Source organism: Mycobacterium branderi, from assembly GCF_010728725.1.
In the GTDB taxonomy this organism is placed as follows: domain Bacteria; phylum Actinomycetota; class Actinomycetes; order Mycobacteriales; family Mycobacteriaceae; genus Mycobacterium; species Mycobacterium branderi.
Window position 1 is genome coordinate 2,113,134 of record NZ_AP022606.1, and the last position, 12,008, is coordinate 2,125,141.

Sequence of the window (12,008 nt, forward strand, 5' to 3'; positions counted from 1 at the left end):
TAAGCTGACCCGATGCGTCCCGCGCTGTCCGACTACCAGCACCTGGCCAGCGGCAAGGTCCGCGAGTTGTACCGCGTCGACGACGAGCACCTGCTGTTCGTCGCGACCGACCGGATTTCCGCGTTCGACTACGTGCTCGACAGCACGATTCCCGACAAGGGCCGCATCCTGACCGCAATGAGCGTGTTCTTCTTCGACTTCGTCGACGCTCCCAACCACTTGGCCGGCCCGCCGGATGACCCGCGCATCCCCGACGAGGTCCTGGGCCGCGCGCTGGTCGTGCGGCAGCTCGAGATGCTTCCGGTGGAGTGCGTGGCCCGGGGCTACCTCACCGGCTCCGGGCTGTTGGACTATCAGCGGACCGGCAAATTGTGCGGCATCCCGTTGCCGCCGGGCCTGGTCGAGGCCAGCCGGTTTCCCACGCCGCTGTTCACCCCGGCGACGAAAGCCGAACTGGGACAACATGACGAGAACATTCCGTTCGCGCGGGTGATCGAGATGGTAGGCGCGGTACGGGCCAACCAGCTGCGCGACCGCACGCTGCAAACCTATGTCCAGGCCGCCGACCACGCGCTGAGGAAGGGAATCATCATCGCCGACACCAAATTCGAGTTCGGCCTCGACAAGCACGGCAACCTGGTGCTGGCCGACGAGGTCTTCACCCCAGACTCGTCGCGGTATTGGCCCGCCGACGGCTATCGCGCCGGTGTCGTGCAGACCAGCTTCGACAAGCAGTTCGTCCGCAACTGGCTCACCAGCCCCGAGTCCGGCTGGGACCGCTCGGGATCGGAACCGCCACCACCGCTGCCCGACGACATCATCGAGGCCACCCGGGCCCGCTACATCGAGGCCTACGAACGGATTTCCGGGCTTCGGTTCGACGACTGGATAGGTCCGGGAGCATGACGCCTGTGCCGCCGAGGGCCAAACGAGTCGAAACACGGCGCGAATTCCACGGCGACGTGTTCGTCGACCCCTACGAATGGCTGCGCGACAAGTCCGACCCCGAGGTGATCGCCTACCTCGAGGCCGAGAATGACTATGCCGAACAGACCACGGCCCACCTGGAACCATTGCGGCAGCGGATTTTCGACGAGATCAAGGCGCGCACCAAGGAAACGGACCTGTCGGTTCCCACCCGGCGCGGCGAATGGTGGTACTACGCACGGAGCTTCGAGGGAAAGCAGTACGGTGTCCAATGCCGTTGCCCCACAACCGATCCGGACGACTGGTCACCGCCTATCCTCGACGAGGACACCGAGATCCCGGGCGAGCAGGTGCTGCTCGACGAAAACGTCGAAGCCGAGGGCCACGACTTCTTCTCGCTGGGCGCGGCAAGCGTCAGTCCCGACGGCAACGTCCTGGCCTATTCGGTCGACGTCGTCGGTGACGAGCGATACACATTGCGGTTCAAGGACTTACGGACGGGCGAGCGGTACTCCGACGAGATCGTCGGCATCGGCGCGGGCGCAACGTGGGCAACCGACAACCGCACGCTGTACTACGTGACGCTGGACGCCGCCTGGCGACCCGACACGGTGTGGCGGCACCGGCTGGGCTCCGGTCTGCCCGCCGAGAAGGTCTATCACGAGCCCGACGAACGGTTCTGGCTGGCTGTGGGCCGCACCCGAAGCGACGCGTACGTGCTGATCGCTTCCGGATCGGCTATCACCTCCGAGGTACGCTACGCCGACGCCGCCGATCCGCAGGCCGAGTTCACCGTGGTGTGGCCGCGCCGCGACGGCGTCGAGTACTCGGTGGAGCATGCGATCGTCGGCGGGCAGGACCGGTTTTTGATTCTGCACAACGACAATGCGGTGAACTTCACACTCGTCGAGACCCCGGTCGATGACCCGACCGCGCAGCGCACGCTGATCGAGCACCGCGACGACGTCCGGCTGGACGCCGTCGACGCCTTCCAGCGTCATCTGGTGGTCAGCTATCGACGTGAGGCGCTGCCGCGGATTCAGCTGTGGCCGATCGCAGATGACTACGGTGAGCCCGAAGAGATCTCGTTCGAATCGGAGCTGATGTCGACCGGGCTGGGCGCCAACCCAACCTGGGGCTCACCGAAACTGCGGATCGGCGCCGGCTCGTTCGTCACCCCGGTTCAGATCTACGACATCGACCTGGTCAGCGGCGAGCGCACGTTGCTGCGCGAAGAGCCGGTACTCGGCGACTACCGGCGCGAGGACTACGTCGAGCGGCGCGATTGGGCGTACGCCGAGGACGGCACCCGGATTCCGGTGTCGATCGTCTACCGCGATGGAATCGAATTCCCGGCGCCGACAGCGTTGTACGGCTACGGCGCGTACGAGATCTGTGAAGACCCGCGGTTCTCCATCGCCCGCTTGTCGCTGCTGGACCGCGGCATGGTGTTCGCCATCGCCCACGTCCGCGGCGGCGGCGAGATGGGCCGGCTGTGGTACGAGCAGGGCAAGCTGCTGAACAAGAAGAACACGTTCACCGATTTCGTCGCGGTGGCAAGGCATTTGGTGGACTCCGGGCTGACCCGGCCGGAGAAGCTAGTGGCGCTGGGCGGCAGCGCGGGCGGACTGCTGATGGGTGCCGTCGCCAACCTGGCTCCGGAACTGTTCGCCGGCATCTGGGCCCAGGTGCCCTTCGTCGACCCGCTGACTACTATCTTGGACCCGTCGCTGCCGTTGACTGTCACCGAGTGGGACGAGTGGGGAAACCCCTTGCAGGACAAAGATGTGTACTACTACATGAAGTCCTACTCGCCGTACGAGAACGTCGCACCCAGGGATTATCCGCCGATCTTTGCGATGACGTCGCTCAACGACACCAGGGTCTACTATGTCGAGCCGGCGAAATGGGTTGCGGCACTGCGGCACACCAAACCCGACGGCAATCAGGTGCTGCTGAAGACCCAGATGAGTGCCGGTCACGGCGGTATCAGTGGCCGCTACGAGCGCTGGAAAGAGATTGCCTACCAGTACGCGTGGCTGCTAGCGGCTGCTGACAATGACGACTATGGCGGCGGCCAGGTAGACGATCTCCTCAGCGGTGCGCAGGGGTAGCCGCGTCGTCATCGACTTGGGCGGATCGGGCATCCGGGCGGCATTCACGTTGGCCGGGAACATCAACAACATCAGCAGCAGCAGGCAAATGGCGGCCGCCGCACGGGTGGGGGGCACCAATAGGCCTGCGGCGCCGAGGAACTCCAGCACGCCGGTAACCGTGACCAGATGTTCGGGCGCGGGGAGCCGTGGCGGCACGATCGCGATCAGGTCGCGGCGCAGCGGCGGCACGAAATGCGCCACGCCGGTGAGGATGAACATCGCCGCCAGCCCGACGGCAATGGCTTTGGGCCAGTTGCCGACGTAGTCGACCCCGAGCCAGCCGATGATGCGGGCGGCGATGCTGCCCAGCAGCAGTGTGATCAGCGGAGCCATTGCTCGGCCCTCCTAATCTAGACATTGACAAGTTAGAGCATATGCCAGACATCTAGCCACTGTCAAGATAGTGGCCTAGACTGGGCGCCATGGCTCGGTCCACCTATCACCACGGCGATCTGCGAGCGGCGATCCTGACCGAGGCCGCGCGTCAGGTCGCCGAGCGGGGCGCCGACCGGGTCTCGCTCCGTGAACTGGCGCGCGGAGCCGGGGTGTCGCATGCCGCCCCGGCACACCACTTCACGGATCGGCGGGGACTGTTCACCGCGCTGGCCGCCGAGGGGTTTCGGCGGTTGGCTGGCGTGCTGGCCGAAGCCAGGCCCCGGTTCATCGACGCGGCACTGGCCTACGTACGGTTCGCTATCGAGCACCCGGGCCACTACGAGGTGATGTTCGACAAGTCGCTGCTCGACACGTCGGACACGGAGTTGGCCGCCGCCGAGGCCGCCGCCGGTGCGGAGTTGTCAAGGGGCGTAGCGACTTTGAGCGATCCCAACGCGCAGGCTGACCCGGCTGGTGCGCAGCTGGCGGCATGGTCACTGGTGCACGGGTTTTCGACGCTGTGGCTCAACGATGCGGTCAGTTCCCGGGTGAAGGCGACCGATCCGATGCGAACGGTTGAACGGATCGCCAGGATGCTCTTCGACGGCTGATCACGCCAGCAACGGCGGCTGGTTCGAAACCGGTTTCCGGGGCAGAAACGCCGCAGGAATATAGGTCAACACCAACAGGACGAACGCTGCCACGAACACCGCCGTGTAGGCGTGTGACAAGTCGTGCAGCACGTTGCTCATGAAATCGGGTGCAAGAGCACGACGAGGTATCGCCGCGGGATTGGGCGTCACACCGTTGCGCGCCGCTTCCTGTTTGAGGATCGTGAATTTGTCAGCGGCGGAAATGTCTTTACTGCGGTTGAACTGGCCGGTCAGGATCACCGACATCAGCGCGATGCTGATCGAGTTCGCCACTTGGAGATTGACGTGGATCAGCGCCGAACCGCGCGCAACCTGATGCGGTGCCAGCGACTGCACCGACGCCGCAATCAGTGGCATCGCAATGCAACCCAGGCCCATGCCCATCAACACCAGACCCACCAGCAGGAGCGGCAGGTAGTCGACCTGAGTCGAAACACCGTAGGCGAAGGTCGCCATGCCGGTGCAGATCAGCGTGATGCCCACCAGAACGATCTTGTCGGGGCCGCGCCTGTCCAGCAGCCAGCCGGCCAGCGGCATGGTCAGCAGGGCGCCGACCCGCTCGGGCATCATATGCACCCCGGATTGAAGCGGCGTCTGATGCAGCAACTGCTGGAAGCAGCTCGGGATGAGCAGCACAGCGCCGAAAAACGCCGCGGAGAAAAGCAGCATCGCCGAGTTGGCAGCGGTGACCTCACGGTTTTTGAACAGCCGCAGATCGATCAGCGGATGATTCGTCCGGTACAACGCGTGCCACACGAACCCGCTGACCAACACCAGGCCCACGGCTGCCGGTATCCAGACGTGCCGGTCGGTAACTGTGCCCCGGCCGGGGAGGGACGATACCCCGTACAGCAGAGCCGCCAACCCGGGCGACAACAACAGCATGCCGACGAGGTCGAACGGCTCAGACGACGTCGAACGATCCGGCGGGAAGACGACCGCCGCCAAGACGAACGCCGCCACGCCGATCGGCAGGTTGATGCCGAAGATCCACTCCCAACCGTGGGCATCGATCAGCCAGCCGCCCAGGACCGGTCCGGCAATCGGGCCGAGCAGCATCGGGATGCCCAGCACTGCCATCAGCCGGCCGATCCGCTTCGGACCCGCTTCGCGCGTCAAGATCGTGACGGCCAGCGGCATCAGCATGCCGCCACCGATGCCCTGTACCACGCGAAACGCGATGAGCAGGCTGATGTTCGGCGCCGTCGCGCATAACACCGAGCCGGTTGTGAAGGCCACCACCGACGCCATGAACAACCGCTTGGTGCCGAACCGGTCGGCAGCCCAGCCAGCCAGCGGGATCACAGTGGCCAACGCAAGCGTGTAGCCGGTCATCGTCCAAGCGACCACCGCTTGGGTGGAGTCGAATTCGGCGACAAAGGTGCGCTGAGCGACGGCGACGACCGTGGAGTCCATGATCGCCATCAACACGGCCAGGGCGCAGACGCCGGCTATCCGGAGCAGACGCGCGTCGAGCTTGTCCGGATAGGTCAGCTCCGCGCTGGCGGCAGGTGGCGGCACGGGCACCAGCGTACGACTAGCTAGGTGATCAAGCTACTTTGCGGCCGCTTCCCGTAGGCTCCCGGTATGACTCTCACCGATGTCCCCCTGACCACTCTCGACGGCCGCCCGACCTCGCTGGCCGATTACGCCGACCGCACGGTGCTGCTGGTCAACGTCGCATCGAAATGTGGCCTGACGCCTCAATACAGCGCGCTGCAACAGCTGGCGCAGGACTATGCCGAGCGAGGGCTAACCGTGATCGGGGTGCCGTGCAACCAGTTCATGGGCCAAGAACCGGGCAGCGCTGAGGAAATCCAGACGTTTTGCTCCACCAGCTACGGTGTGACATTTCCGTTGCTGGAGAAAACCGAGGTCAACGGGCCGGGCCGGCATCCGCTCTACGCCGAACTGACGAAAACGCCCGACGCCGACGGCCAGGCCGGAGACGTGCAGTGGAACTTCGAGAAGTTCCTGATTGCGCCGGGCGGGACAGTGGTGAACCGATTCCGGCCGCGGACCGAGCCCGATGCGCCGGAGTTGATCTCCGCCATCGAGGCGGTGCTGCCAAGTTAGCTGGGACACACTGATCGATGCCCGTTGGCTGCGCGGATTTCACCGTCTGTAAACCTGGCACCGGCACACTAAACGTGTGTCTGGAAAGCTGATCGTCTCGGTTTCCGGGATCGGCGAGCGAACGTTGGGCGACGTCGAGGCGTTTTGTGCGGAGATGGACGCCCGAGAGGTGCCGGTCTCGTTGCTGGTGGCTCCGCGCCTCAAAGGCGGCTATCGGCTCGACCGTGATCCGCGCACGGTGGAGTGGTTGACCGCACGCCGTGCCGGCGGTGACGCGATCGTGCTGCACGGCTACGACGAGGCGGCCACCAAGAAGCGCCGCGGCGAGTTCGCGACGCTGCCGGCCCACGAGGCCAACCTGCGGTTGATGGCGGCTGACCGCGTCCTCGAACACCTCGGCCTGCGGACGCGGCTGTTCGCCGCGCCGGGGTGGACGGTGTCCCCCGGAGCGGTGACTGCCTTGCCCCGCAACGGTTTTCGCCTGCTGGCTGATCTGCACGGTATTACCGACCTGGTTCGGAACACCACCGTGCGGGCCCGCGTGCTCGGCATCGGGGAGGGATTTCTCGCCGAGCCGTGGTGGTGCCGGATGCTGGTGCTGTCGGCCGAGCGCATTGCCCGCCGCGACGGCATTGTGCGGGTGGCGGTCGCTGCCCGTCAGCTGCGCAAGCCGGGCCCGCTGCAGGCGATGCTGGATGCCGTGGACCTCGCGTTGCTGCACCGCTGCGAGCCCACGGTGTATCAGTGGCGCGCCGATCGGGCACTGCCTGACGCGGCTTAGGCGCGGCGGGTCACCGCCGCGAGCTGGCCACTACTCTTTAGCGTCATGAGCCGCGCCGACGACGATGCGGCCGGCGGAGCCGGGATCGAGGAGTGGCGCAATGACTGACGCGGACGTCATCGTTGTCGGAGCGGGACTGGCCGGGCTGGTGGCCGCGTGCGAAGTGGTCGATCGCGCCATGCGGGTGCTGATCCTCGACCAGGAGAACAGCGCCAATCTGGGTGGCCAGGCATTCTGGTCGTTCGGCGGCCTGTTCTTCGTCGACAGCCCCGAACAACGTCGGCTCGGTGTGCGCGACAGCCACGAACTGGCGCTGCAGGATTGGCTCGGCACCGCCGGGTTTGACAGGCCCGAAGACTACTGGCCGAGGCAATGGGCGCATGCCTACGTCGATTTCGCGGCCGGCGAGAAGCGCAGCTGGCTGCGCGCCCGCGGCTTGCAGATTTTTCCGCTGGTGGGGTGGGCCGAGCGCGGCGGATATGACGCTCGCGGGCATGGCAACTCGGTGCCGCGTTTCCACATCACCTGGGGCACCGGCCCGGCGCTGGTCGAGATCTTTGCGCGCCGGCTGCGCGACCGCTCGACCGTGCGTTTCGCGCATCGCCACCAAGTCGACGAGTTGATCGTCGAGAACGGTGCGGTGACCGGGGTGCGGGGCAGTGTCCTGGAGCCGTCTTCCGAACCGCGTGGTGTGCCGTCGTCGCGGAAAGTGGTGTCGCAGTTCGAGTTCCGTGCACCGGCGGTGATCGTCACCAGCGGTGGTATCGGCGGAAACCATGACATGGTGCGAGAGAACTGGCCCAAGCGGATGGGCCGTGTTCCCGAGCAGCTGCTGAGCGGTGTGCCTGCTCACGTCGACGGGCGGATGATCGGCATCTCCGAGAAGGCCGGCGCCCGCGTGATCAACCGCGACCGGATGTGGCATTACACCGAGGGCATCACCAACTACGACCCGATCTGGCCGCTGCACGGCATCCGGATCATCCCCGGCCCGTCGTCGCTGTGGCTGGACGCCAAGGGCAAGCGGTTGCCGGCGCCGTTGTATCCGGGCTTCGACACGCTCGGCACGCTGGAGTACATCGCCCAGTCCGGCTACGACTACACCTGGTTTATCTTGAACGCCAAGATCATTGAGAAGGAATTCGCGCTGTCGGGGCAGGAGCAGAACCCCGATTTGACCGGTCGCAGCCTGCGCGAGCTGCTGCGCAACCGGGCCAGCTCGGGCCCGCCTGGTCCGGTGCAGGCCTTCGTCGATCGGGGAGTGGACTTCGTGAGCGCGGATACGTTGCGCGACTTGGTATCTGCGATGAACAAGCTGCCCGACGTGCTGGCGCTGGACTACGCCGCGGTGGCCGACGAGGTCACTGCGCGCGACCGCGAGGTGGCCAATCGGTTCAGCAAGGACAGCCAGATCACGGCGATCCGCGGCGCGCGGACCTATCTGGGTGATCGGTTGGGCAGGGTGGTGGCGCCGCACCGGCTGACCGATCCCAAGGCCGGGCCGTTGATCGCGGTCAAGTTGCACATCTTGACCCGAAAGACGCTGGGCGGCTTGGAAACCGACCTGGACTCGCGGGTGCTCAAGGCTGACGGCACTCCATTCGACGGGCTGTACGCCGCCGGCGAGGTGGCCGGGTTCGGCGGTGGCGGAGTACACGGCTACCGGGCGCTGGAGGGCACGTTTTTGGGCGGGTGCATCTTCTCTGGCCGCGCTGCGGGTCGCGGCGCCGCCAGCGACATCGCCTAAGTCGGGCGTTAGAACGTGACCGCGCTTTCTTCGGGGAGTACCTGAAAATCGGTGTCGGTCATTTCGCTGAGCCGGCTGTAGAAGATGCCGCGCGCGTCGGGCGCGATGATGCCTTGGTGAATGGGCACCGCGCGGGCGGGCGCGACGGCGCGCAGATAGTCGACCGCCTCGGAGATCTTCATCCACGGCGCAGCAGCGGGGGTGGCCAGCACGTCCACCGGTTCGTCGGGGACGAACAACGCGTCGCCGGGATGCATGAAGCGCGCGGGGTGGTCGCCGTCGCCTACCAGATACGAGATGTTGTCAATAACCGGGATTTCGGGGTGGATGACGGCGTGCCGGCCCCCGACGGCGCGGATGGTCAGTTCGCCGAAGGACAGCTCGTCGCCGACATTGACGACCTTGCAGGGCTCGCCGAGTTGGGCGGCCGTTTGCGGGTCGGCGTACAGCGCCGCGTCCGGGTTAGCGTCGCACAGCGCGGGCAGGCGTGTGGTGTCGACGTGGTCGGGATGCTGATGGGTGATCACGATCGCGGAAAGGCCGGTGATTCCCTCAAAACCGTGCGAGAAATTGCCCGGGTCGAATAACACAGTGGTATGGCCGAAGTCGGCGAGCAGACAGGAATGGCCGAAGTGCGTGAGTTCCATGTCTACGATTGTGCGCTCAGGGGGTCGGGGCTGTGCGGGTGATCTTGGCGACGATGCTGCTCGCAGGTGGTCTGGCGGTCGGGCCGCTATCGGTTGCCCATGCCGATGTCGAGACCTGTCCCCCGGTCTGCGACAAGATCCCGGACAGTGCATGGGTTGGCGCGCGGGAGATCCCGCTGAATTCGACGTACCGTTGGCCCTCGCTCGCCGGCATCGCGGTACCGCTCACCGGGACGACGCCGCGCTTCCGGTTCGAAGAGTTATGCGCCACTCCGGCATTCCCGCAGGACACGCGCGACTCGGCAGTCGCTGGCCGGGCAACCGTCGTCAATCCCCAAGGACAGTGGCAGCTGCAGGCCCAGGTGGTGCATTGGCGCGGCGACACCGCGCGTGGCGGCCAAAACGTCTCCTCGGTGTTCAACATCGCCGCGGCGGCGCTGCGCGGCTGTCAGTTGGGATCGCCCGCGCAGTCGCCGTCGGTCACCGCCGATGGCGCTAACCGGCTGGCGGCTGTAATCAGCGGTCCGGTGATCATGCACACCTACCTCGTCGCGCACCCGCAGAGCAGCACGATCAGCGAACTGACCCTGTGGTCGTCGACGCCGCCGCAGGTGCCGTGGCCGGTGATCTCCGACGACCAGGTCCTGGACGCGATGACCGCCCCCCTCTGCGACGCGTACATCGCGTCCTGCCCCTGATTCCGGCATCGGTAGAGTTGGCGCCGAGCAAACAGATCTGAGGAGGAGCGCCGTGGCCCGGGTGGTTGTGCACGTGATGCCCAAGGCCGAGATTCTCGACCCGCAGGGGCAGGCGATCGTCGGCGCGTTGGGACGTCTGGGCCATAGTGGAATCTCAGATGTGCGCCAGGGCAAGCGATTTGAGATCGAGGTCGACGACAGCGTCGACGACTCCGAGCTTGCCCAGATTGCCGAATCGCTATTGGCCAACACGGTGATCGAGGACTGGACAGTAAGCAGGGAAGCGACGTGACGGCGCGCATCGGGGTGATCACCTTTCCGGGCTCCCTCGACGACGTCGACGCGGCGCGGGCGGTCAGGTTCGTCGGCGCCGAGGTGGTCAACCTGTGGCACGCCGACGCCGACCTCAAGAGGGTCGACGCGGTCGTGGTTCCCGGTGGCTTCTCTTACGGCGACTATCTGCGGGCCGGCGCCATCGCTCGGTTCGCACCGGTGATGGGCGAAGTCGTGTCAGCTGCTGCGCGTGGACTGCCAGTCCTTGGGATTTGCAACGGTTTTCAGGTGCTCTGCGAGGCCGGACTGTTGCCCGGCGCGCTAACCCGTAACGCCGGTTTGCATTTCGTCTGCCGTGATGTGTGGTTGCGGGTGGAGTCGACGACGACGGCATGGACGTCGCGCTTCGAACCGAATGCGGATCTGCTGGTACCGCTGAAGTCGGGTGAGGGCCGCTACGTCGCATCACAGAAGGTGCTCGACGAGCTGGAAAGCGAAGGGCGCGTGGTGTTTCGCTACCACGACAACATCAACGGCTCGCTGCGCAATATCGCCGGAATCAGCTCGGCCAACGGTCGGGTTGTCGGGCTGATGCCGCATCCCGAGCATGCGATCGAAGCACTGACCGGGCCGTCCGACGACGGGCTCGGTCTGTTCTACTCCGCGCTGGATTCCGTTCTGGCGGCCTAATCTGCGCCGAGGGTCTTTCCTATCTCTGGCTGGCGTCTGCGCCAATAACGCTCGATCTCCTCGCGGCGCATCGGCAGTGACGGGTCATCCGCGACATCGTCGAGATATCCCAGTCCTAGTACGATCTTGGCAACAGCTTGCCCCGGAACCCTTGGACGGTATCGTTGCACGAACAGTCTCAGCCCGTCCTCGGCGCGCAACCCGGCCCGTTGCTCGATCGCCAGCAGATCGAAGTAGTCGCGCAGCTCGCCGCGATCGGCGATCACTTTGAGCTTCGTCGCGAACAGGTCTCGGATGCCGGCCACGCGTACGCCCGCAACGACTCTCGCCTCGTCGAGCATGTGCTGCCCGGAAGCGTCGAGAAACTGGACCTTCGTGCCCTCAAACACCCCGTTCAGCGTGCCGACCCCGAGCTGTGTCGGCGTGAACGGCCCGGCCGCAGCCAGGGTGTCGATGAGCCCGTCCGGGTCGAATGCCGACGGGATGAAGAAGTCGAGGTCTCGGCTCACCCGATGCAACAGGTGAACGGTTAAAGCGGTGCCGCCCACCAGGTATCCATTATCGGGTACGAGCGGGGCCAATCTCGACCAAGCCGCGCGGGTCGCCGGCGGGAGAAACTGCTCCAGGTCCGCGGGCATTTCGTTCATCCGCTGTCAGCCCTGGCCGCGGCGAGATTGCGGGCCAGTGCCCGGCGTTCGGCTGTTGCATGTCGCAGCGATGCGACTGAAGCCAGGTCATCAGCCGAGAGGTGACGCACCGCCCACCCCCATGCTGCTACGTCGTCGGCCATCAGGAGCCGTGACGCTATGAAGCGCCCGTCGCGTTCCACATCGAGTTCCTCGATATCCGCATTCCAGAACAAGTACGCGAATCTCGCGGGGAGTTGGACATCTGCCACGCGCCTCACCTCCTGACTGCCTCAATTCTCCCACGCGCCGATCACCACGCAGTGATAGCCACCGAGGGATATGCTCGCACCACCCTG

14 protein-coding genes are annotated in these 12,008 nt (G+C 65.6%); 9 read left to right on the top strand and 5 right to left on the bottom strand.

Going from position 1 to position 12,008, the window contains the following annotated elements; genetic code table 11:
- The first annotated feature begins 12 nt into the window (after positions 1-12).
- Positions 13-906: a phosphoribosylaminoimidazolesuccinocarboxamide synthase gene (locus G6N47_RS10890; protein WP_083130949.1), complete on the top strand. Its 894-nt coding sequence runs from the start codon at positions 13-15 to the stop codon at positions 904-906.
- Positions 903-3,041, top strand: coding sequence for a S9 family peptidase (locus G6N47_RS10895; RefSeq protein ID WP_083130948.1), 2,139 nt, complete (start codon positions 903-905; stop codon positions 3,039-3,041). Before G6N47_RS10890 ends, G6N47_RS10895 begins: the two co-directional genes overlap by 4 nt.
- Here the strand turns inward: G6N47_RS10895 and G6N47_RS10900 are convergent.
- Positions 2,970-3,416 (bottom strand): DoxX family protein, encoded by a 447-nt coding sequence (locus G6N47_RS10900; RefSeq protein ID WP_083130947.1) that lies wholly within the window; start codon positions 3,414-3,416, stop codon positions 2,970-2,972. The genes G6N47_RS10895 and G6N47_RS10900 overlap by 72 nt on opposite strands.
- 89 nt (positions 3,417-3,505) lie before the next feature.
- On the opposite strand from G6N47_RS10900, the gene G6N47_RS10905 reads away from it, so the two are divergent.
- Positions 3,506-4,069, top strand: coding sequence for a TetR/AcrR family transcriptional regulator (locus G6N47_RS10905; protein WP_083130946.1), 564 nt, complete (start codon positions 3,506-3,508; stop codon positions 4,067-4,069).
- Here G6N47_RS10905 and G6N47_RS10910 read toward each other — a convergent pair whose 3' ends face one another.
- Positions 4,070-5,638 (bottom strand): DHA2 family efflux MFS transporter permease subunit, encoded by a 1,569-nt coding sequence (locus G6N47_RS10910; RefSeq protein ID WP_372517520.1) that lies wholly within the window; start codon positions 5,636-5,638, stop codon positions 4,070-4,072. It abuts the gene before it with no gap.
- Between the two features lie 60 nt (positions 5,639-5,698).
- Here G6N47_RS10910 and G6N47_RS10915 point away from each other — a divergent pair, with 60 nt between their 5' ends.
- The 3 genes from G6N47_RS10915 (at position 5,699) to G6N47_RS10925 (ending at position 8,715) form a co-directional block, all read left to right on the top strand.
- Entirely contained in the window at positions 5,699-6,187 is a 489-nt protein-coding gene (locus G6N47_RS10915; protein ID WP_083130944.1) for a glutathione peroxidase, read from the top strand.
- Positions 6,188-6,263: 76 nt separating this feature from the next.
- Entirely contained in the window at positions 6,264-6,968 is a 705-nt protein-coding gene (locus G6N47_RS10920) for a DUF2334 domain-containing protein (RefSeq protein WP_083130943.1), read from the top strand.
- Positions 6,969-7,032: 64 nt separating this feature from the next.
- Positions 7,033-8,715, top strand: a complete 1,683-nt coding sequence (locus G6N47_RS10925) for an FAD-binding dehydrogenase (RefSeq protein ID WP_083130942.1) — start codon at positions 7,033-7,035, stop codon at positions 8,713-8,715.
- Positions 8,716-8,723: 8 nt separating this feature from the next.
- Here the strand turns inward: G6N47_RS10925 and G6N47_RS10930 are convergent, their stop codons facing one another.
- Positions 8,724-9,362 (bottom strand): MBL fold metallo-hydrolase, encoded by a 639-nt coding sequence (locus G6N47_RS10930; RefSeq protein WP_083130941.1) that lies wholly within the window; start codon positions 9,360-9,362, stop codon positions 8,724-8,726.
- A 32-nt stretch (positions 9,363-9,394) separates the two neighbouring features.
- Here G6N47_RS10930 and G6N47_RS10935 point away from each other — a divergent pair, with 32 nt between their 5' ends.
- Genes G6N47_RS10935 through purQ form a run of 3 tightly spaced genes read left to right on the top strand, consistent with a single transcriptional unit; the run spans position 9,395 to position 11,023 of the window.
- Positions 9,395-10,060 (top strand): ATPase, encoded by a 666-nt coding sequence (locus G6N47_RS10935; protein ID WP_232080177.1) that lies wholly within the window; start codon positions 9,395-9,397, stop codon positions 10,058-10,060.
- 52 nt (positions 10,061-10,112) lie between these two features.
- Complete coding sequence (gene purS, locus G6N47_RS10940; RefSeq protein WP_083130940.1) at positions 10,113-10,352, top strand: phosphoribosylformylglycinamidine synthase subunit PurS; 240 nt, start codon at positions 10,113-10,115, stop codon at positions 10,350-10,352.
- Positions 10,349-11,023, top strand: coding sequence for a phosphoribosylformylglycinamidine synthase subunit PurQ (gene purQ, locus G6N47_RS10945; RefSeq protein WP_083130939.1), 675 nt, complete (start codon positions 10,349-10,351; stop codon positions 11,021-11,023). Before purS ends, purQ begins: the two co-directional genes overlap by 4 nt.
- Here the strand turns inward: purQ and G6N47_RS10950 are convergent.
- Together G6N47_RS10950 and G6N47_RS10955 are read right to left on the bottom strand one after the other, a co-directional pair.
- Positions 11,020-11,661 (bottom strand): nucleotidyl transferase AbiEii/AbiGii toxin family protein, encoded by a 642-nt coding sequence (locus G6N47_RS10950; RefSeq protein ID WP_163659613.1) that lies wholly within the window; start codon positions 11,659-11,661, stop codon positions 11,020-11,022. The two genes, purQ and G6N47_RS10950, sit on opposite strands and share 4 nt — an antisense overlap.
- Positions 11,662-11,666: 5 nt before the next feature.
- Positions 11,667-11,921 carry a DUF6922 domain-containing protein gene (locus tag G6N47_RS10955; RefSeq protein ID WP_139799411.1) on the bottom strand — a complete coding sequence of 85 codons (255 nt, stop codon included), beginning with the start codon at positions 11,919-11,921 and terminating at the stop codon, positions 11,667-11,669.
- Positions 11,922-12,008 lie beyond the last annotated feature (87 nt).

Bases quoted from the DNA above. Each gene is read 5' to 3' on its own strand.
- G6N47_RS10950 (WP_163659613.1), bottom strand. From the start codon at position 11,661: ATGCCCGCGGACCTGGAGCAGTTTCTCCCGCCGGCGACCCGCGCGGCT.
- G6N47_RS10905 (WP_083130946.1), top strand. From the start codon at position 3,506: ATGGCTCGGTCCACCTATCACCACGGCGATCTGCGAGCGGCGATCCTG.
- G6N47_RS10900 (WP_083130947.1), bottom strand. From the start codon at position 3,416: ATGGCTCCGCTGATCACACTGCTGCTGGGCAGCATCGCCGCCCGCATC.
- G6N47_RS10895 (WP_083130948.1), top strand. From the start codon at position 903: ATGACGCCTGTGCCGCCGAGGGCCAAACGAGTCGAAACACGGCGCGAA.
- G6N47_RS10915 (WP_083130944.1), top strand. From the start codon at position 5,699: ATGACTCTCACCGATGTCCCCCTGACCACTCTCGACGGCCGCCCGACC.
- G6N47_RS10925 (WP_083130942.1), top strand. From the start codon at position 7,033: ATGCGGCCGGCGGAGCCGGGATCGAGGAGTGGCGCAATGACTGACGCG.
- G6N47_RS10890 (WP_083130949.1), top strand. From the start codon at position 13: ATGCGTCCCGCGCTGTCCGACTACCAGCACCTGGCCAGCGGCAAGGTC.
- G6N47_RS10930 (WP_083130941.1), bottom strand. From the start codon at position 9,362: ATGGAACTCACGCACTTCGGCCATTCCTGTCTGCTCGCCGACTTCGGC.